We start from the raw sequence: 21,577 nt of genomic DNA, 5'->3' as shown, positions 1-21,577 counted from the left end.
CGGATCGCGGGAGAAAAGTGGACCGCACCCCGCCGGTATTCGGCGGGCATTGTGACAGGCGTCGGGGCACTTCGACGGACATCCCACTATTCAGGCAGGTAGCGCCGCCGACCCCGGCCGGGGGTGCCGCCGAAAGCCCGAACCAGAACCCATGGGGCCCATTGGATTTCGCTATGACCGCCCGTACGGGGCGGGCGATTCCACCACAGCGACGAATAGCCTGCGGCCGACCCGCTAAATACCGAATGGTAAGCTTAACCCATAGTGCCGTGTCGACCCCACCGGGTGACCGCCGACCTGCCGCGCATTAGCCGCCGAAGCGCACCGGAACAATGCGTCGCCGAAAACTCGTTGGCCCGAGCAGGTGAATTTTTGCCCCAAAATAGAACAACGACCCCCGAGGGGGCCGTTGTCGGTTATCTTGCCGGGCTGCCGTCCGCACGCGCCGGCACGGGCCCGGTGTCGGGCGAGGGGCGCGGTCTGGCCGCCATCGCCAGCCCGATGCCCACGACGAGTACCAGCACCGGCAGCGCGAACGCCGAGCGCACGGCGTCGCCCAGCGCGTCGGGCGGGACGGCCGCGAGGTCGTCCCCGGACCGGCCGAGCCGAGCCTGCAACAGCGCGCCGACCGCCGCGCCGCCGACCGCCGTCCCGCTCATCCGCGCCAGGTTGAACAGCCCGGAGGCCGCGCCGGACAGACCCGGCGGCACGCCGCGCATCGCGATCGCCCCGGCCGGCGAGAACACCACGCCCATGCCGAAGCCGAACACCAGCAGCGGGGCCACCAGCACCGGCCAGCGCGCGTCCGGGCGCAGCACGAGCGCCAGCCACCCGGCGCCGAGCGCGGTGAAGGCGAGCCCGGCCGCGAGCACCAACCGGCCGTCCAGTCGGTCGGTCAGCCTGCCCGCCAGCGGCGAGGCCAGCGCCGACACCGCCGGCGCGACCGCCACCACCAGTCCCGCCGCCAGCGCGCTCATCCCCAGCGCGAGCTGGAGGTGCAGCAGCACCAGGAACAGCGTGCCGCCCACCCCGCAGGCGATGGCCGCCGACACCGCGCTCATCAGCACGAAGTCGCGGTCCCGCGCCACCGTGAACGGCACCAGCGGGTCGCGGTCCTGCTTGACCCGCTGCACCAGCACGAAACCGACCAGGGCGAGCACGCCCGCGCCCAGCAGCACCGGCACGGTGACCGGTCCCCACACCGCGCCCCAGCTTCGCGGCTCGCCCTCGATCAGCGCGAAGCTGATCAGGAACAACGCCACCGTGACCAGGACGGTGCCGGACACGTCCAGCCGCCGCCCGCCCTCGACCGGCACCAGCGGCACCAGCACCGCCGCGGCGACCAGCGCGATCAGCCCGACAGGCACGTTGACCAGGAACACCCACCGCCAGTCCAGCCAGGACACCAGCAGCCCGCCGACACTCGGCGCGACCGCCACCGACACCCCGGCGAACGCGCCCCACACCCCGAACGCGGCCCCGCGCCGCTCCGGCGGGAAGAGGTGGGTGATCATCGACAGCGACTGCGGCGACAGCATCGCCGCGCCCACGCCCTGCGCGATCCGGGCGGCGATGAGCTGCCCCGGCGACTGCGCCAGCCCGCAGAACGCCGACGCCGCGGTGAACACCGCGACGCCGGCGAGGTACATCTGCTTGTGCCCCACCAGGTCGCCCAGCCGGGCGGTCACCAGCAGCAGGCCGGTGACCACCACGACGTAGGAGCTGACCACCCACAGCACCGCGTCCAGCGTGGCGCCGAGTTCGGCGGACAGGGCGGGGACGGCGACGTTCACCACCGTCGAGTTGAGCAGCACCAGCGACTGCCCGAGGCACAGCGCCACCAGGACGCTCCACGAGCGCCGCCCCGGCACGGCGGTCACGCCGGGCCGGGTGTCATGGCATCGATCAGACTCCGGGGACGCATGTCCACCCAGTTGCGCTCGACGTACTCCAGGCACGCCTCCCGCGTGTCCCGGTCGTGGGCGACGGCCCAGCCCTCGGGCACCTCCAGGAAGGCCGGCCACAGCGAGTGCTGGCCCTCCTCGTTCACCAGCACCAGGTAGTCGCCGTCCCGGTCCTCGAACGGATTGGTCATCTCGGGATCTCCTCCGCTTCGGTCAGCCACGCGGCCAGCACCGGGCCGAGCCGCGCCAGGGCGTGTGGTCCGGTCAGCGCGCCGTGCTCGACCGGGATGGGGTGGTCGGTGATCCGCCCCGCCACCCAGGGCCGCCACACGTCGGCGGTCGGGGCGTCGGCGGTCTTGCCCTCGGTGGCGGTGAAGAACAGCACGTCACCGTCGAACCGCTGCGGCACGTGGCGGGCCCGCAACGCGAGATTGGCGGCGAACACCCGTTCCACGGCGGCCACGGCGGCCGGCTCGGCGACCGGGCTGCCCGCCGCCCGCAACACCGCCACGGCGTCGGCGCGGGTGAGCCGGGCGTCCGGACCGACGTGGCCGAGGGAGGCCAGCACCGCCTGCCGGTTCTGCCCTTCGGACAGGGTCGGCGGCTGCTCGCCCGGCCTGGCCGGGTAGGCGTCCAGCAGCGTCAACGACGCGACCTCCGCGCCGTCGGCCCGCAACGCGACCGCCACCGCGTGCGCCACGACACCACCGAACGACCAGCCGAGCAGGTGGTAGGGCCCGTCCGGCCGCACGTCCCTGATCCGGGCGGCGAACCGCGCGGCCAGTTCCCCGATGCCCGCCGGCTGCGGCCCGGTCAGACCGGGCGCCTGCAACGCGTACACCGGCCGGTCGAGATCACGCAGCAGACCGGCATAGGACCAGCCGATACCCGCGCCGGGGTGCACGCAGAACAGCGGCGCCCCCTCACCGGACGCCCGCAACGGCAGCACTTCCGCCAACGGGTCGCCCGCGGCGGACCCGATCCGCCGCGCGAGCCCGCCCGGCGTCGGCGCTTCGAACAACTCCCGGATCCCGAGGTCCGCGCCGAACGCGGCCCGCACCCGCCCGATCAGCGACACCGCCAGCAGCGAATGCCCGCCCAACTCGAAGAACCCGTCGTCCGCGCCCACTTCGGGCACGCCCAGCACCTCGGCGAACAACGCGCAGAGCACCCGTTCGGCCTCGGTGCGCGGCTCCCGGCCGCGTGCCGTGTACTCGGGGGCGGGCAGCGCGCGGCGGTCCACCTTTCCGTTGGGCGTCAACGGAAGCGCGTCCAGCGGCACCACGGCCGAGGGCACCGCGTACGCCGGCAGCGCGCGGGAGAGGTGGCCGCGCAACGCCTCCGGGTCGAGCCCGCGGTGATCGCGCCCGTGGTCGCGGCGATGTGCACCCACCGCGTAGGCGACCAGCCGCCGGTCGCCCGGCCGATCCTCCCGCACCACCACGGCGGCGGCGGTCACGTCGGGGTGCTCCACCAGCCGCGCCTCCACCTCGGCCGGCTCGATCCGGAACCCGCGCAGCTTCACCTGCTGGTCGGCCCGTCCCGCGAACACCACCACACCGTCCCGCCGGACCACCGCCAGGTCACCGGTCCGGTACATCCGGGCGCCGGGCGGACCGGCGGGATCGGCCACGAACCGCTGCGCGGTGTCCGACGGCCTGCCCAGGTACCCGCGGGCGAGCCCGGCACCCGCCACGAACAGCTCGCCCAACACCCCGGGTGGCACCGGGTTGAGTTCCGCGTCGAGCACCCGCACGTCGGTGTTGTCCAGCGGACGACCGATCGGCACCACGTCACCGTCGACCCGCTCCACCCGGTGGCGCGTCGCGAACGTCGTGGTCTCGGTCGGCCCGTAGCCGTTGACCACGGTCAGGTCCGGGCACACCGCCAGCACCCGCCGCACCGCGTCCGGCGGCACCACGTCACCACCCGCCCACACCTCGCGCAGCGCGGCGAAACCCGCCGGGACCTCCTGCGCGAGCAGCGTGAACAGCCCGGCAGTGAGCCACGCGGCCGTCACACCGGACGTGGTCAGCAACTCGGCGTAGGCGGCGGCGTCCAGCGGGCCGGGCGGGGCGAGCACCAGTTCGCCACCGGACAGCAGCGGCACCCAGACCTCGTAGGTCGACGCGTCGAACGCCGTGGGCGAGTGCACCAGCACGCGCCGGTGGGCTTCGTCGCGGAACGCGGAATCCGTTGCCAGCGCGACCACATCCGCGTCGGTGACCGCGACCCCCTTCGGCTCACCGGTCGACCCCGAGGTGAACATGACGTAGCACAGCCGATCGCCGTGACCGACCGGATCCGGGTCGTGGCCCGCTTCCGGCGACGGCGGAACGGATATCGGCCAGTCCGGTCCGAGCACCAGCACCGGGTCGGCGATGGCCAGCACCTCGTCCCGCCGGGCGGGCGGCTGGCCCGGATCCAGCGGCAGGTAGGCCGCGCCCGTCTTCACCACGGCCAGCAGCGCGACGATCAGCTCCACCGAGCGCGGCAGGTCCAGCGCCACCAACCGTTCCGGCCCCGCGCCACGGGACTTCAGCTCACGCGCCAGCCGTCCGGCCCGGAGGTCCAGTTCGGCGTAGGTCACCCGGGTCTCGCCGCTGGTGATCGCGACGGCGTCCGGGTTCGCGGTGGCGACCGCCTTGAACAGCTCCGACACGGTAGCTCTCGCGATCGGCAGACGATCGCCCCGTCCGGCGTGCGCGAGCGCTGCGCGATCATCCCGCGTGGTGATGTCGATGGACGTCAACGGCCGATCCGGCTCGGCCAGCGCCGCACCGAGCAGGCCGGTGAACCGGGCCGCGAGGCCGGCGACGGTCTCCCGGTCGAACAACGCGGTCCGGTACTCGAAAGCGCCGGTCAGCGCGCCGTCCGCCCGTTCGCCGAGGAGGAGCGACAGGTCGTACTTGGCGGTGCCGCCGCCGACTTCCCACAGCTCGACGGTCAATCCGGGCAGCTCGACGGCGTCCGGTTCGCCCGCGCCCAGCACCAGCATCACCTGGAACAACGGGTGGTGCGCGGGCGATCGGCTCGGGTTGAGGGCTTCGACCAGGCGCTCGAACGGGACGTCCTGGTGCGCGTACGCGGCCAGATCGGCGTCCCGCGCACGGCGCACCAGCTCGCGCAGGCTCGGGCGGCCACCGGTGTCCAGGCGCAGCACGAGGGTGTTGACGAAGAACCCGACCAGGTCGTCCAGCGCGTTGTCGGTGCGTCCGGCGACCGGCGTGCCGATGGGGATGTCCGCGCCCGCGCCCATCCTGGACAGCAGGGCGGCCAGCGCGGCGTGCGCCACCATGAACACGCTGGCCTGCTGCTCACGGGCGAACCGGGCGAGCCGCCGGTGGGTCTCCGGGTCCAGCTCCAGCGGCACCCGGTCGCCGCGGGTGTCGGCGGTGGCCGGTCGCGGGCGGTCCAGCGGCAGGTCGAGCCGGTCGGGCAGGCCGGCCAGCGCGGTGCGCCAGTACGCGAGCTGGTCGGCCAGCGGGCTGGTCGGGTCGTCCTCCGTGCCGAGGACGACGTGCTGCCAGAGGGTGTAGTCGGCGTAGTCCACCGGGAGTCCGGTCCACTGTGGACGCTCGCCGGCGAGCCGGGACCGGTAGGCGGTGGCCAGGTCGCCGGTGAGCGGTCCGGTCGACCAGCCGTCCGTGGCGATGTGGTGGACGACGACGAGCAGCACGTGGTCGTCCGGGCCGAGGTGGAACAGCCGGGCGCGCAGCGGCGGGCTGTCCGCCAGGTCGAACGGCACCGCGGTGGTCGCCGCCAGCGCCGCGGCCAGGTCCGGCTCGGCGACCGGGACCACGGGCAGGTCCGGCACGAAGGCGGGCAGCACCACCTGGTGCGGCTCGCCGTCCGCCGAGGGGAAGACCGTGCGCAGCGGTTCGTGCCTGCGCACCAGGTCGCCCAGGGCTTCTCGCAGGGCCGCGCGGTCCAGCGGTCCGCGCAGGCGCAGTGCGGTCGGCACGTGGTAGACGCCGTTGCCGTCGTCCAGGCGGTTGAGGAACCACAGCCTGCGTTGGGCGTGGGACAGCGGAATCCGGGCGGGCCTCGCCATCCGCCGGGGCGTCGGGCGGGTGGCGGCTTCGGCGGCGGCGATCCGTGCGGCGAGCCCGGCGACCGTGGGCGTCTCGAACAACGCCCGCATCCCCAGGTCCACGCCGAACACCTCGCGCACCCGCGCCACGACCCGGATCGCGAGCAGCGAGTGCCCGCCCAGGTCGAAGAACCCTTCGTCGGGGCCGACTTCGGGGACGCCCAGCACAGCGGCGAACACCTCCGCCACGGCCTGTTCCAGCGGGGTGGCGGCGGTGCCGTGCCCGAGGGTGGCGCGGCCCGGCTCCGGCAGGGCCCGGTGGTCGAGCTTCCCGTTGCGCGTCAACGGGAGCGCGTCCAACACCACGATCGCGGACGGCACCATGTAGCCGGGCAGGGTCTCGCCCACCCGCGTGCGCAACGCCACCGGGTCGAGCCCGCCGGGCGACGCCTGACCAAGCCCACCCACCGACACCCGACCCGACTCGGCCCGGTCCGCCGGCACCACGTAGGCGACCAGGCGTTGATCACCCGGGCTGTCCTCGCGGACCACCGCGGCGGCCTGGGTCACGGCCGGGTCGGTGAGCAGCGCGGCCACCACGTCGCCCGGCTCGATCCGGTGTCCACGCAGGGAAAGCTGGTCGTCGGCGCGGCCGGCGAACACCAGGACGCCGTCCGCGCGGCGGACCGCCAGGTCGCCGGTCCGGTACATCCGGGTTCCCGCCGGGCCGTACGGGTCGGGCACGAAGCGTTCGGCGGTGCGGACCGGATCGCCCAGGTACCCGCGCGCCAAACCCTCCCCCGCCACGTACAGCTCGCCGACCACACCGGACGGCACCGGCCGCAGGGCCGCGTCCAGCACGCGCACCGCGGCATACGAGTGGGGCCGTCCGATCGGCACGGCGCCGGACAACGGCTCGCCCGGCGGAACGTGGTGCTCGGTGCAGTTGACGCACACCTCCGTCGGCCCGTACACGTTCACCACCGGCACGTCCGGGTGTCGGGCCCGCCACGACGCCAGATCCGCCGCCGACAACGCCTCGCCGCCGAGCATCAACTGGGCGGTGGGCGCGGCGGTGTCGGGAAGGGCCGCCAGCAGGGGCAGGTGGCTCGGGGTGGCCTTGAGGAACGTCGGGCGCACCACGAGGTCCGCGTCCAAGGCCGCCAGGTGCAGCCGGCCACCGACGGTGAGTGGCGTCCACAGCGCGGTCACCGTGTGGTCGAACGAGACCGGCGAGTGCACCACGACGGCCCCGTCCAGCCCGGAGTACGTCTCACGTGCCCGATTCAGGTACCCGGCCAGCGAACGGTGCTCGATCACGACGCCCTTGGGCGTGCCGGTGGAGCCGGACGTGTGGATGACGTAGACGGGGTGTCGGGGCAGCAGCGGCGTCGTCCGGTCGGCGTCGGTGACCGGGCCGGGGTCGAAGGTGTCGGTCGCGGGCAACGACGTGAGCACGAGCAGCGGCTCGGCACGCAGCAGCGTCGCCTTGCGCGCGGCGGGCAGGTCCGGGTCCAGCGGCAGGTAGGCGGCACCCGACTTGACCACCGCGAGCAGCGCCACGACCTGCGCCGCCGACCGGGGCAGGGACACCGCGACCAGCCGTTCGGGGCCCGCGCCGCGCGCGATCAGCCACCGCGCCAGCCGGTTGGCCGCCGCGTCGAGTTCGGCATAGGTGAGTTCGGTGGCGCCGTCGACCACCGCGACCGCGTCCGGGGTGCGGTCGGCTTGCGCGGCGACCGACTCGGGCAGCAGTGGGCCGCCGAGAGGGTGCCACGGTGCGGTCAGCGCGCGGCGCTCGTCCGCGTCGAGCACCTCCAGCGACCCGATCGGCCGGTCCGGGTCGGTCAGCGCGGCGGTCAACAGGTGGGACAGGTGGTCGCCGAACGCGGCGGCCGTGGCCTGGTCGAACACGTCGGTCCGGTACTCGACCGCGCCGGTGATCCCGGTCGGCCGTCCGTCGGCGTCCCGGTGCAGCACGCACCGGACGGTGAGGTCGAAGCGGGCGGCGGTGGCGGCGACCTGCTCGGCCGTGACCTCCAGGCCCGGCAGCGCGGGCAGGTCGCCGTCCTCGCCGACGACCACCAGCATCACCTGGAACAGCGGGTGGCGGTACGCCGAGCGCGGCGGGTTGAGCAGGTCGACCAGCCGCTCGAACGGCAGGTCCCGGTGGGCGTACGCGGCCAGGTCCGCCTTCCGCACGCGGTCCAGCAGGGTGCGGAACGTCGGGTCGCCCGCCGTGTCCACCCGCAGCACCACCGTGTTGAGGAAGAACCCGACGACGTCGTCCAAGGCCTCGTCCGGGCGGGTGGTGATCGGCGAGCCGATCGGGATGTCCTCGCCCGCGCCCATCCTGGTCAGCAGCGCCGCGAGGGCGGCGTGCAGCACCATGAACGCGCTGACCTGGCTCCGGCCGGCCAGCTTGGCGACCTCCTCGTGCTGTCCCGGCAGCTCGAACGCGACCGAGCCGACCCGTCCGCCGCCGGTCGCCGGGTAGGGCCGGTCCACCGGCAGGGTCAACGCCTCCGGCAGCCCGGCCAACGCCGTCCGCCAGTGCTCCGCCTGCCGGCCGAGGTCCGGTTCGACGTGTTCCCGCTGCCACAGCGCGTAATCCGCGTACTCGATCGACTTGTCTGTCCACTGTGGACTAGCGTCGACCACTCGGGCACGATGTGCGGCGGCGAGATCGCGCAGCAGCACGGGAACGGACGCCGCGTCACCCGCGATGTGGTGCAGCACGAGCAGCAGAACGTGCTCCTCCGCGCCCAACGCGTACAGGATCGCCCGCAGCGGCGGGGCCGAAGCCAGGTCGAACGGCTCGGCGGTGGCCGCGCTCAACGCCTCCGGCAGGTCCACTTCGGACACTTGCCGGACGTCAAGCTCCACGGTGGCGTCCGTGACCAACTGGTACGGCTCGCCGTCGGCCTCGGGTAGCAACGTCCGCAGCACCTCGTGTCGCGCGACGACATCCGCCACGGCCGCCGACAGCGCACCACGGTCCAGCTTCCCCCGCAGCCGCAGGGCGATCGGCACGTTGTACGTGCCGGCCGACCCCAGCCGGTCCAGCAGCCACAGCCGCCGCTGCGCCAACGACAGCGGAACCCGGTCCGGCCGCCGCACGGCGGTCACCGGCGGCCGGACCGGGCCCGCACCGGCCACGGCGGCGTCCAGCCGCGCGGCCAGCCCGGCGGCGGTCGGCGCGTCGAACAGCGCCCCGATCGTCAGGTCCACGCCGTGCGCCGCCCGCAGCTTGCTGATCACCCTGGTCGCCAGCAGCGAGTGGCCGCCCAGGGCGAAGAAGTCGTCGTCCGCGCCGATCCGGGGCAGGCCGAGCACGTCGGCGAACAAGGCGCAGACGATCTCCTCACCCGGCGTGCGCGGCGGGCGGCCACCGGCCGACGCGGACAGGTCCGGCTTCGGCAGCGCCGCCCGGTCGAGCTTTCCAGTGGCGCTCAGCGGAAGCCGGTCGAGCACCACGACGGCGGCGGGCACCATGTGGTCGGGCAGGCCGCGGGCGGCGAACGTCCGCAGCGCCGCCGGGTCCACCGCGTGCCCGCCGGCCGGCACGACGTACGCGGCCAGCGCGCCGTCCACCGCCACGACCGCCGCCGCGCCCACCGCGTCGTGCGCGAGCAGCGCCGCCTCGACCTCGCCCGGCTCGATCCGGAAGCCCCGGACCTTGAGCTGCCGGTCGGCCCGGCCGACGAACTCCAGCCGCCCGTCCGCCCGCCACCGCACCACGTCGCCGGTCCGGTACATCCGGCTGCCCGGACGCCCGAACGGGTCGGCCACGAACCGCTCGGCGGTCAGCGCCGGCCGGTTCAGGTAGCCGCGCGCCACGCCGTCGCCCGCCAGGTACAGCTCACCCGCGACACCCGCCGGCACCGGCCGCAGCGCCGAGTCCACCACGTACGCGCGGACGTGCGGCAGCGGTCGGCCGATCGGCGGGGCCTCCGCGTGCCGCAGCGGCTCGGTCATGGTCGCCACCACCGTGGTCTCGGTGGGGCCGTACACGTGGATCAGGTCACGGCCCGGAGCCCACCGGCCGACCAGTTCCGCCGACGCCGACTCGCCGCCGAGCACCACGCCCCGCAACGCGGGCAGGTCCCGGTCCGGCAGCGAGGCCAGCATCGACGTGACCAGGTCGGTGTGCGTAACGCGGCCGTGTTCGAGCAGGTCGGCCAGCTCGTCGCCGGCCTGCCGCGCGCCCGGCGGAGGCAGCACGAGGGTCGCGCCCGTCGACAACGTCATCGCGATGTCGGCCATGGACACGTCGAACGCGATGGACACCGCGAGCAGGAACCGGTCGCCCACACCGAGGCCGAGTCGCTCGACGTGCGACCGCACCATCCCGGCCACGCCGCGATGCGTGACCACGACGCCCTTCGGCTTGCCGGTCGAGCCCGACGTGTGGATGACGTACGCGGCGTTGTCCGGCGTCACGCCCGAGCGGTCCGGGTCGGTGTCCGGCGATTCGGCGACGGCGGGATCGGCCGACAGGTCGCCGTCCACTACCACCAACGGCGCGGCGTCCGCCAGCAAGGCCGCGATCCGCTCGGCCGGGTGCGCCAGGTCGACCGGCACGTACGCGGCCCCGGTCTTGAGCACCGCGAGCCACCCGACGAGCAGGTCCACCGAACGGGGCAGCGCCAGCGCGACCAGCCGCTCAGGTCCCGCGCCGAGCGACCGGAGGTGGTGCGCCACCCGGTTGGCCCGCCGGTCCAGCTCGCCGTAGGTCAGGTGGTCGGCACCGCACTCGACGGCGACCACGTCCGGCGTCGCCGCGGCCTGGCGGGTCACCAGGTCGGGCAGCAGCACCGGCACGGCCGGCTCGCCGGTCGCGTTCCACTCCTCCAGCAGCCGGACGCGCTCGCCGGGCGCCAGCGGGTCCAGCGCCCCGATCACGCGGGCCGGGTCGTCGGCCATCGCGGTGAGCAGCCGCACGAGCCGGTCGGCGACCTCCCGCGCCTGGTCGGCGGTGAACACGTCGGGGCGGTGGCACACCCGCAGCAGCAGGCGCGGCCCCGGCACGGCGGCCAGTCCGAGCGGGTAGTGGATGGCGTCCACGCCGTCCGCCGCCAGCACGCGCACGTCGCCGAACGCCGACTCGCCCGGATCGGGGTAGTTCTCGAACACGGTCAGCGTGTCGAACAGCTCGCTCAGCCCGGCCAGCCGGGCGATCTCGGTCAGCCCCAGCCCCGGCAACTCGGCCGCCCGCGCCAACTGGTCCTGGAGCGCGGCGACCAGGTCCTCGACCGGCCGCGCCGGGTCCAGCCGCACCCGCACCGGCACGGTGTCCAGGAAGAACCCCGCCATCCGCTCCGCACCGGGCACCTCCGGCGGGCGGCCCGCGACGGTCGTGCCGAACACCACGTCGTCCCGGCCGGTCAACACGCCCAGGGTGAGCGCCCACGCGGCCTGCACGACGGTGTTCACGGTCGCGCCGCAGCGGCGGGCGAGCACGGCGATCCGCTCGGTGGCGGCCTCGTCCAGCGTCGTCTCCACCGGCTCGGTGGGCACGCCGCTCCCGACGCCCGGCGCGACGAGCGTCGGCTCGTCCACGCCGGACAGCAGCTCCGCCCAGGCCCGGCCGGCGGCGTCCCGGTCGCGGCGGGACAGCCAGTCCAGGTAGGCGCGGTACGGCGGGGCGGGCGGCAGGGTGTCGTGGCCGCCCGCCGCGTACAGCCCGGCCAGCTCGCGCAGCAGCACGGGCATCGACCAGCCGTCGAGCAGCACGTGCTGGCTGGTGATGGCGAGCCGCCACCGGTCGGGCAGGCGCAGCAGCGTGAACCGGATCAGCGGCGGCACCGCGGGGTCGAACCGGGTCGCGAGGTCGGCGGCCAGCACGGCGTCGGGGTCGGCGGGCAGGTCGACCTGCCGCCACGGCAGCGGGACGTCGGCGGCGATCACCTGGACCGGCCGCTCGGTGTCGGCGCGGAACGCCGCCCGCAGGTTCGGGTGCCGGTCCAGCAGCGCCCGCGCGGACCGGCGCAGCACCTCCGGGTCGAGCGGTCCGGCGAGGTCGGCGACGAACTGCGTGGTGTAGGCGTCGCGGCCGTCGTCGTAGAGGGCGTGGAACAGCACGCCCTCCTGCAACGGGTTCAGCGGCCACACGTCGGTCAGGCCCGGCGTCGCGGCGTCGAGCCGGTCCACCTCGGCCTGGGTCAGCCGCACCAGCGGGAAGTCCGACGGGGTGTGGCCGCCGCCGGTCAGCCGGGACAGCTCCGCCAGCGCGCGGAACCACAGCGCGCCGAGCGCGCGCACGTCGTCCTCGGCCAGCAGGTCGCCCGGCCAGGTCAGCTCGACCACCAGGCGGGGGCCGTCCGGCCGGTCCTCGGTGACCGCGTTGATCTCCAGTTCGTGCGCGAACGGGGTGCGCGGGTCCTCCGCGCCGCCCAGCGCCCGTTCCGGGGCCCAGTCGGTGTGGTCGGCCACCGCGAACCGGCCGAGGTAGTTGAACTCCACCCGCGGCGTCGGGAAGTCGTGGCCCTTGAGGTGGCGCAGCAGCCCGAACGACAGGCCCCGGTCGGCGGCGGCCCGCAGGCTCTCCTTGACCCGCTTGAGCAGCCGGCCCGGATCGGGGTCGGCGACGTCGAGCCGCACGGGCGCGATCGACGTGAACCAGCCGACGGTCCGGGACAGGTCGATGCCGTCCGCGAACTCCTCCCGGCCGTGGCTCTCCAGGTCCAGCAGCACGGCGTCCCGGCCGTCCCGCCACTTCGCGAGCGCCGAGGCGAGGCCGGTGACCAGCACGTCCTCCACGCCCGCGTGGAACGCGGCGGGCACGGTGGTCAGCAGCGGCCCGGTGGTCGCGGCCGGCAGGGTCAGCGTGACGGTGCGGCCACCGGCGACGACGTCCCGCGCGGAATCGAGGTCGCGGTCGCCCAGCGGCGGGTCGGGTGTGGCCGTGACTTGCTGCCAGTGCGGCAGTTCCGCTGCCGTCTCCGCGGCGTCGGCCCGTTCCGCCAGCCGCTCGGCCCACCGCCGGAACGACGTGCCGACCGGCCGCAGGGCCGCTCCGGGCGTGCGCCATGCCTCGGCGAGGTCGGGCAGCAGTATCCGCCACGACACCCCGTCCACGACGAGGTGGTGCACGCACACCAGCAGCCGTCCCGGCCGGTCCGGCCCGGCGTCGAACCACACCACCCGCACCAGGTGCCCGTCCGCCGGCGACAGCTCGGCGGCGGCCTGCCCGGTGTGCTCCGCCAAGGTCTCCTCGTCCAGGTCGAACACCCGGACCCGGCGCACGCAGTCCGCCGCCCGGACCGCGCCGCGCGGCGGCACCGTGATCGTCCACTCCGGACGGTCGGTGGCGATCCGGGCCCGCAGCACGTCGTGGTGGTCGAGCAGGGTCTGCACGGCGTCGACCAGCCGCCGCTCCCCCAGCTCGGCGGGCACCCGCAGCAGCGCCGACTGGTGGAACGCGTCCACCGGCCCGCCCCGCCCGGCCAGCCAGCGCACGATCGGCGTCGGCCGCACGTCGCCGATCCCGGCGTCCGGCGCTTCGGCCGAGTCGGCGGCGGCGACCGCGACGGCGGCCAGCCGTGCCACGGTGCGGTGCTCGAACACCTGGCGCGGGCTGAACGCGAGCCCCGCCGCGCGGGCCCGGCTGACGAGCTGGATGGAGACGATGCTGTCCCCGCCCAGCTCGAAGAAGTTGTCGTCCACGCCGACCGCGGGAACGTCCAGCACCTCGGCGAACAGCTCGCACAGCAGCGCCTCGCGGGGCGTGCGCGGCGGACGGCCCGAGCCGCCCGCGCCGAGGTCCGGGATCGGCAGCGCCGCCCGGTCGAGCTTCCCGTTGGGGCTCAACGGGAACCGGTCGAGCACCACGACGGCGGCGGGCACCATGTAGTCCGGCAGGCTCGCGGCGGCGTGCTCGCGCACCCGCGCGGGGTCGGCGGTCCGGCCGGGCCGGGGCACGACGTAGCCGAACAGCCGCCGCCGGCCGGCCCGGTCCTGCCCGGCGACCACGGCCACCCGCGCCACGTCCGGGTGCCGGGCCAGCACGCTCTCCACCTCGCCCAGCTCGACCCGGAAACCCCGGATCTTCACCTGCTGGTCGGCCCGCCCGACGAACTCCAGGTTCCCGTCGCCACGCCAGCGCACCACGTCGCCGGTCCGGTACATCCGGCTGCCCGGCACGCCGTACGGGTCGGCCACGAACCGTTCGACGGTCAGCCCCCGGCGGTGCAGGTAGCCGCGCGCGACGCCGTCACCGGCCAGGTACAGCTCACCCGGCACGCCCACCGGCATCGGCCGCAGCGCCGAGTCGAGCACGTAGGCGCGGGTGCCGGGGATGGGCCGGCCCATCGGCGGCGCGGCGGCTCCGCTGGCCGGGGCGCTCATCGTGGCGACGACCGTGGACTCGGTGGGGCCGTAGACGTGGACGAGGGTGCGTCCGGGAGCCCACCGGGCCGCCAGGTCGGCCGAGCACGCCTCCCCGCCCACGATCAGGCCGCGCAACGAGGGCAGCTCCCGGTCAGGCAGCGACGCCAGGACGGCCGCCACCAGGTCCGTGTGGGTGATCCCGTGCCGGTCGATGAGCCCGGCCAGCTCGTCACCCGCGACCTGCTTGTCCGGCGCGGGCAGCACCAGAGTGGCCCCGGTGGACAGCGCCATGGTGATGTCGGCCATCGACACGTCGAACGCGATGGACACGGCCAGCAGGAACCGGCTCCCCACCCCGATGTCGAGCTTCTCGACGTGCGACCGGACCATCCCGGCCACGCCCCGGTGCGTCACCACGACGCCCTTGGGCCGCCCGGTCGAGCCGGAGGTGTAGATGACGTACGCGGCGTCGTCGACGGTGATCGGCCGGGTCCGGTCGGCGTTCGAGGGGTCGGCGGACGAGCCCGGCTCCGGGCCCACCAGCACCAGGGGGACCTCGCCCGCCGGGAAGTCCACACCCTCGGCGGTGATCAGCAGCGCGGGCGACGCGTCGGCGAGCATGAAGCCGATCCGGTCGGCCGGGTAGGCGGGGTCGATCGGCACGTACGCCGCGCCCGACTTGAGCACCGCCAGCCACGCCACCACGAGGTCCGCCGACCTCGGGACCGCCAGGCCCACCAGCCGGTCCGGTCCCGCGCCCAGCGCGATCAGCCGGTGCGCCAACGCGTTGGCGCGTTCGTTGAGGGCGCGGTAGGTCAGCTCCACCCCGCCGGACTCCGCCACCACGGCCAGGGCGTCGGGCGTGCGGTGCGCCTGCGCGGTCACCAGGTCGGGCAGGGTGCTCGGCGCGGCCGGGTCCACGCCCGAGGTGACCCAGCGGCGGGCCACCAGGTCGCGTTCCCCCGGGCTGAGCAGGTCGAGGTCGCCGATCCGCCGCGCCGGGTCCTCGACCGCCGCCGCGAGCAGCCGGGTGAACCGGTCCGCGATCCGCTCGGCGGTGGACCGGTCGAACAGGTCCGCGCTGAACTCCAGCACCCCCGACACGCCGCCGTGCGCGGGCCGTTCCGCCAGGTCGAAGGTCAGGTCGAAGCGGCTGACGCCGACCGGTGGCATGCTCAGGTGCCCGGTCAGGCCGGGCAGGTCGAGTTCGGCCTCCAGTTCCGGCTGGAACGCCAGGAACACCTGGAACAGCGGGTGCCGGGCCCGGCCGCGGTCCCCGGCGAGCCGGTCCACCAGCCTCTCGAACGGCACGTCCGGGTGGGCGTACGCGCCGACATCGGCCGATCGCACCCTCCCCAGGAGGTCGGCGAACGCCGGGTCGCCCGAGGTGTCGACGCGCAGCACGAACGTGTTGACGAAGAAGCCGACCACGTCGTCCAGCACGCGGTCGGCGCGGGTGCCGACCGGGCTGCCGAGCGGGATGTCCGTGCCCGCCCCGAGCCTGGTCAGCAGCGCGCCCACCGCGGCCTGGAGCACCATGAACACGGTGGCGCCGTGCTCGCGGGCCACCGCCGCCAACGCCTGGTGCAGCTCGGGGCCGATGTCGACGGGCACGGTGCCGCCCTGGTTGCCCGGCGTCGCGGGGCGGGCGCGGTCGGTGGGCAGGTCCAGGGCTTCGGGCAGGCCGTCGAGCGCACCGCGCCAGTAGTCGAGCTGCGCGGACAGCACGCTGTCCGGGTCCGACTCCTCGCCCAGCAGTTCCCGTTGCCACAGCGTGTAATCCGCGTACTGGACCGGCAGATCAGTCCATTGTGGACTGTTTCCGGACAGTCGTGTCGCGTAGGCGGTCGACAGGTCACGGGTCAGCGGGCCGGTCGACGGGCCGTCACCCGCGATGTGGTGCAACACCAGCAGCAGGACGTGTTCCTCCGGCCCCACCTCGAACAGGTGCGCGCGCAACGGCGTGTCGACGGTGAGGTCGAACGACCGCCGCGCCTCCGCCCGCACCAGTTCGTCCACTCCGGACTCGTCGGCGGTCAGGATTTCCAGCGGTGGAGCGCCTTCCACCGGGTCGAGCACGTGCTGCGACGGGCGTCCGTCGCGTTCCGGGAACGTCGTGCGCAGCACCTCGTGCCGCCCGGCGACATCGGTCAACGCCTTCCGCAACGCGGGCACGTCCAGCGGTCCGGACAGGCGCAGCACCAGCGGCATGTTGTAGAGCGCGCCCGCGTCCTCGAACCGGTTGAGCAGCCACATCCGCTGCTGGGTGAACGACAGCGGCACCTCCGCCGGGCGGGCCATCCGGCGCGGCGGCGCGGCGGCCCGGCCACCCAGCCGCTTGGCCAGGCCCGCCACCGTGGGCGTCTCGAACAGGTGCGGTACCCGGATGTCGACGCCGAAGACGGCCGCGATCCGCCCCACCAGCCGGACCGCCAGCAGGGAATGCCCACCCGATGCGAAGAAGTCGTCCGCCACCCCGACCTCACGGCCCAGAGCTTCCGCGAACAGCTCGCACAGGATCTCTTCACGCGGGTCGCGAGGACGTTCGCGAGCCGTCGACGCCCACGCGCCGCCATCGGGCGCGGGCAGCGCGGCGCGATCCAGCTTCCCGTTGGGTGTCAACGGAAACGCCTCGTGCACCACCAAAGCGGCGGGCACCATGTAGTCGGGCAGCGCCGCCGCCACGCGGGCGCGCACCGACTCGCGGTCCACCTCCGGGTCGGCCACGACGTGCGCCACCAGCACCTGGTCGTGCAGGACCACCGCCGCGCCCGCCACGTCCGGGTGACCGGCGAGGACCGCTTCGATCTCGCCGAGTTCGACCCGGAAACCCCGGATCTTGACCTGGTGGTCGACCCGGCCCAGGTACTCCAAGCGGCCGTCGGGCGCCCAGCGGGCCAGGTCGCCGGTCCGGTAGAGCCGGTCGCCCGGCTCGCCGAACGGGTCGGCGACGAACCGTTCGGCGGTCAACCCCGGCCTCCCGTGGTAGCCGCGCGCCAGACCGAGTCCGCCGATGTACAGCTCGCCGACCGTTCCGGGCAGCACCGGCCTCAGCCGCCGGTCCAGCACGTGGACCCGGGTGTTGTCGATGGGCTCGCCGATGGACACCGGCTTGTCGTCCAGCAGCAGCGCGGTGGACCACACCGTCGTTTCGGTGGGGCCGTACAGGTTGGTGACGTCGACCGCCAGGTCGCGCAGCCGTTCCGCCAGTGCGGGCGGCAACGCCTCACCGCCCACCAGCACGCGCAGCCCGCGCACGGCGTCCGGCGCTTCGGCGACCAGCGCCTGCCACAGCGACGGCGTGGCCTGCACGATCGTCGCCCCGGCCGACGTGATCAGGTCGGCGAGTGCTTTCGGGTCGCGCACCACGTCACGCGGGGCGACGACGATCCGTGCGCCCGAGAGCAAGGGGAGGAACACTTCCAGTGCGGCGATGTCGAACGCGGCGGTCGTGACGGCGACGAGGGTGTCATTCCGGTCGAGCGGGAACCGGCGCGCCATCGCGATCAGGAAGTTGTGCAACGCGTCGGCAGGTACGACAACGCCCTTCGGCTTGCCGGTCGAGCCCGACGTGTAGATCGCGTAGGCCGGGTCCGCGCCGTGCACGGGACGCGTGCGGTCGGCATCGGTGGGATCGGTGTCGGGCCGGTCGGGGAAGTCCCCCACCGCCAACTCCGCCTCGCCGAGAGCGCCCACGGCGACCCCGACCACCTTCGAGCCGGCTGTGGCCACGGCGACCCCTGCCGGCTCCGAGCCGGCTGTGGCCGCGTCGGGAACGGGCCTGAGGACGAGCGCGGGTCGGGCGTCTTCGAGGACGTGGCGGATGCGGTCGGCGGGGTGGTCGGGATCGATCGGCACGTAGGCAGCGCCCGTCTTGCGCACCGCGAGCAGCGCCATCACCAGTTCCGCCGAGCGCGGCAGCGCCACCGCGACGCTGGTGTCCGGCCCGATACCGCGCGCGATCAGCTCGTGCGCGAGTCGGTTGGCACGCCGGTTCAGCTCGCCATACGTCCACGACACGTCTTGGCACACCAGCGCGGGCCGGTCGGCATTCGTGCCGGCTACGTCCCGCAGACGACTCACGAGACACGTTCCGGGCAGGTCGTAGACGTCTCCCCGACCGAGCGCCAGCACACGGTCCCGCTCCCCCGCCGGGTCGAACAGGTCGAGCGCCGCCACCGGCACGTCCGGCTCGGCCACGGCGCGCTCCAGCAGCCGCACCAGCCGGTCCGCCAGCGTGACCGCCGTGCCGTGGTCGAACAGGTCGCTGCGGTACTCCAGCAGGCCGGTGATGCCGTCCGGCCGTTCGGCACAGGTGAATGCCAGGTCGAACCGCGCCGTGCGCAGCGGCTCCAGCCTGGTCTCCACCCGCAGGCCCGGCAGGTCCGCCACGGGGTCGGGCACGTTCTGCAACACCAGCAGCGTCTGCACCAGCGGGTGCCGGCCGACCGCACGGGCCGGGTTCAGCTCCTCCACCAGCTTCTCGAACGGCACGTCCGGCTGCGCGAACGCGGTCAGGTCGGCCGCCCGCGCCCGTCCCAGCAGGTCGCGGAACGTGGGCTCGCCACCGGTGTCCAGCCGCAGCACGAGCGTGTTGACGAAAAACCCGACCAGGTCGTCCAACGCCCCGTCGCCCCGGTCCGCCACCGCGGTGCCGATGGGGATGTCCGTGCCACCGCTCAACCGCGACAGCAGCGCCGCCACCGCCGCGTGCAGGGCCATGAACAGGCTCGCGCCGCTCTCGGCGGCCAGCGCGGCAAGCCCGTCACGCGCCGAAGCGGGCACCGTGAACGAGAGGGTCCGGCCGGGTGAGCCCGCCGTGCGGGGACGGTCGACCGGCAGCGGCAACTCCTCGGGCAGCCCGGCGAGCGCGTCCCGCCAGTGGTCCACCGGTCCCGTCCGCTTCCACAACGCGTAATCGGCGTACTGCACCGGCAGGTCTGTCCACTGTGGAGCATGGCCCGCCCGTCGGGCGGCGTAGGCGGTGGACAGGTCGGCGGTCAGCGGCGCGAGCGACCACCCGTCCGCCGCGATGTGGTGCAACACCAGCAAGAGCTCATGGGTGTCCGCGTCCACGGCGAACAGGTGCGCCCGGATCGGCGGCTCGGTGGTGAGGTCGAAGGGTCGCGCGGCGGCCTCGGCCAGGTCGGTCCCGACTTCGACGGTCACCGGCCGCGGGGCGAGCACCGACTGCACCGGCAGCCCGTCCCGTTCGGGGTACACGGTCCGCAGGACCTCGTGCCGCGCGACGACGTCCGTGAGGGCACGGCCCAGCGCCTCGCGGTCCAGTTCGCCGGTCATCCGCAGCACGAACGGCAGGTGGTAGCTCGCGTCGTCGGGGTTCACCCGGTTGAGGAACCAAAGGCCGCGCTGACCGGGTGACACCGGCAGCACCTCCGGCCGTTCGGCGCGGCGCAACGGCGGGAGCGCGGTCTTCGCATCGGCCAGGTGCGCGGCGAGTTTCGCGACCGTGGGGTGCTCGAACACCGCCCGCATACCGACTTCGACACCGAGTCGCGCACGCAGCCGTCCGGCGAGCCGCATCGCGGCCAGCGAATGGCCGCCCAGGGCGAAGAAGTCGCTGTCCGCGTCGACCCCGGTCGCACCCAGCACGTCGGCGAACACCTCGCACAACGCCGACTCGCGCTCGTCACGCGGCGCGCGTCCACCCGCCACCCTAGGTGCGGGCAATGCGCCACGGTCGACCTTTCCGTTGGCAGTCAACGGGATCGCATCGAGCAGCACGACCGCCGACGGCACCATGTACGCGGGCAGCACGGCGGCGACGGCGGCCGTCAACTCCTCGGCAGTCAACTCCTCGGCAGTCACCGGACCGTCCGGCACGACGTAGGCGACGAGCCGCTTGTCCCCCGGCCGGTCCTCCCGCGCGACCACGGTCACACCGGCCACTTCCGGCCGCCGGGCGAGCACACCCTCGATCTCGGCCGGCTCGATGCGGAACCCGCGCACCTTGACCTGCCCGTCGGCCCGCCCGGCGAACTCGATCACGCCGTCCGGTCGCCGCCGGGCCAGGTCGCCCGTCCGGTACATCCGGCTGCCCGGAGGCCCGAACGGGACCGCCACGAACCGTTCCGCCGTCGGACCGGGCCGGCCCAGGTAACCCCGCGCCAGACCGGCCCCCGCGAGGTAGACCTCGCCGGTTTCGCCGTCCGCGACCGGCCGCAGCGCGGCGTCGAGCAGGTGGACCGCCACGTCGTCCAGCGGACGCCCGATCGGCACCGGGTCCGGCACCGGCCGGTCCGCCGGGATCGCGTGGCGGGTGGCGAACGTCGTCGTCTCGGTCGGCCCGTAGCCGTTGACCACCACGGTGTCCGGGCAGACCCGCCGCACCCGCCGCACCGCTTCGGCGGGCAGCACGTCGCCGCCCGCCCACACCTGCCGCACTCCTGCCAGGCAGCCGGGGTCCTCGGCCGCGAGCAGCGCGAACAGGCCGGCGGTCAGCCACAGCGCGGTGATGCCGCCGTCCTTGATCGCCGTGGCCAGCACGTCCAGGTCCAGGTCTCCGGGCGGCGCGAGCACGAGCGTGCCGCCGGCCAGCAGCGGCGCCCAGACCTCGTAGGTGGACGCGTCGAACGCCGTCGGCGAGTGCACCAGCACCCGACGGTGGGCCTCGTCGCGGAAGGCCGAGTCGGTGGCCAGCGCGACCACGTCGGCGTCGGTCACCGCGACGCCCTTGGGCTCGCCGGTCGAGCCGGACGTGAACATCACGTAGCAGAGCCGGTCCGGATGGTCCCAGCCCGCGCCGGGCACGAACGGCGACTGATCGGACACGAGCCCCGCAGCCTGGTCGTCCACCACGATCGTCGGCAAGCCCGACACGAGCCCCGCGGCTTGGTCGTCCACCACGATGGTCGGCAGGTCCGAGGCGAACCCGGTGGCCCGGTCGGTCAGCACGAGCACCGGCCGTGCGACGGCGAGCATCGCGGCGAGCCGTGCCGCCGGGTAGGACGGGTCCAGCGGCAGGTAGGCCGCGCCCGACTTGACCACCGCGAGCAGCGCCACGATCAGGTCGGCCGAGCGGCCCATCGCCACCGCGACGACCCGCTCCGGCCCCGCCCCGCGGGCCGCCAGCACCCGGGCCAGCCGGGACGACCGGGCGTCCAGGGTGGCGTAGTCGATGCGGTCGGCGCCGGCGACGACGGCCGTGGCGGACGGGTCGGCGGCGGCTCTGGCCGCGAACAGCTTGCCGAGGCACGTGGCGGAGGAGCGCATGGGGAGTCCGTCCCGGTATCGACGGGGCCCGGTCAGATCGGCGGCCCACAGGTGGCTCCCAGCCTGTCTCCCGGCC

Annotated in this window: 3 protein-coding genes; all 3 read right to left on the bottom strand. The window is 74.6% G+C overall.

Annotated features, from left to right (window positions below; translation table 11 throughout):
* Positions 1–416: 416 nt before the first annotated feature.
* From ACQPZF_RS20030 to ACQPZF_RS20020, 3 genes are read right to left on the bottom strand one after another with little or no spacing between them, the layout of a single operon-like run.
* The gene (locus ACQPZF_RS20030; protein WP_433273801.1) at positions 417–1,880 is read right to left on the bottom strand and encodes an MFS transporter; all 1,464 of its coding nucleotides are present in this window, start codon (positions 1,878–1,880) and stop codon (positions 417–419) included.
* Positions 1,877–2,095, bottom strand: a complete 219-nt coding sequence (locus ACQPZF_RS20025) for an MbtH family protein (protein WP_433273799.1) — start codon at positions 2,093–2,095, stop codon at positions 1,877–1,879. Before ACQPZF_RS20025 ends, ACQPZF_RS20030 begins: the two co-directional genes overlap by 4 nt.
* The gene (locus tag ACQPZF_RS20020) at positions 2,092–21,501 is read right to left on the bottom strand and encodes a non-ribosomal peptide synthase/polyketide synthase (protein ID WP_433273797.1); all 19,410 of its coding nucleotides are present in this window, start codon (positions 21,499–21,501) and stop codon (positions 2,092–2,094) included. The genes ACQPZF_RS20025 and ACQPZF_RS20020 overlap by 4 nt, the downstream gene beginning before the upstream one ends.
* Positions 21,502–21,577: the final 76 nt, after the last annotated feature.

Origin of the sequence: Actinosynnema sp. CS-041913 (assembly GCF_050942485.1) — a bacterium.
Lineage (GTDB): Bacteria > Actinomycetota > Actinomycetes > Mycobacteriales > Pseudonocardiaceae > Actinosynnema.
Note: the sequence above shows the minus strand (reverse complement) of the source record. Positions and strands in the feature narration are given on the sequence as shown.

Coding starts and splice junctions, on each gene's coding strand:
- ACQPZF_RS20025 (WP_433273799.1), bottom strand. CDS start 2,095: ATGACCAATCCGTTCGAGGACCGGGACGGCGACTACCTGGTGCTGGTG.
- ACQPZF_RS20020 (WP_433273797.1), bottom strand. CDS start 21,501: ATGCGCTCCTCCGCCACGTGCCTCGGCAAGCTGTTCGCGGCCAGAGCC.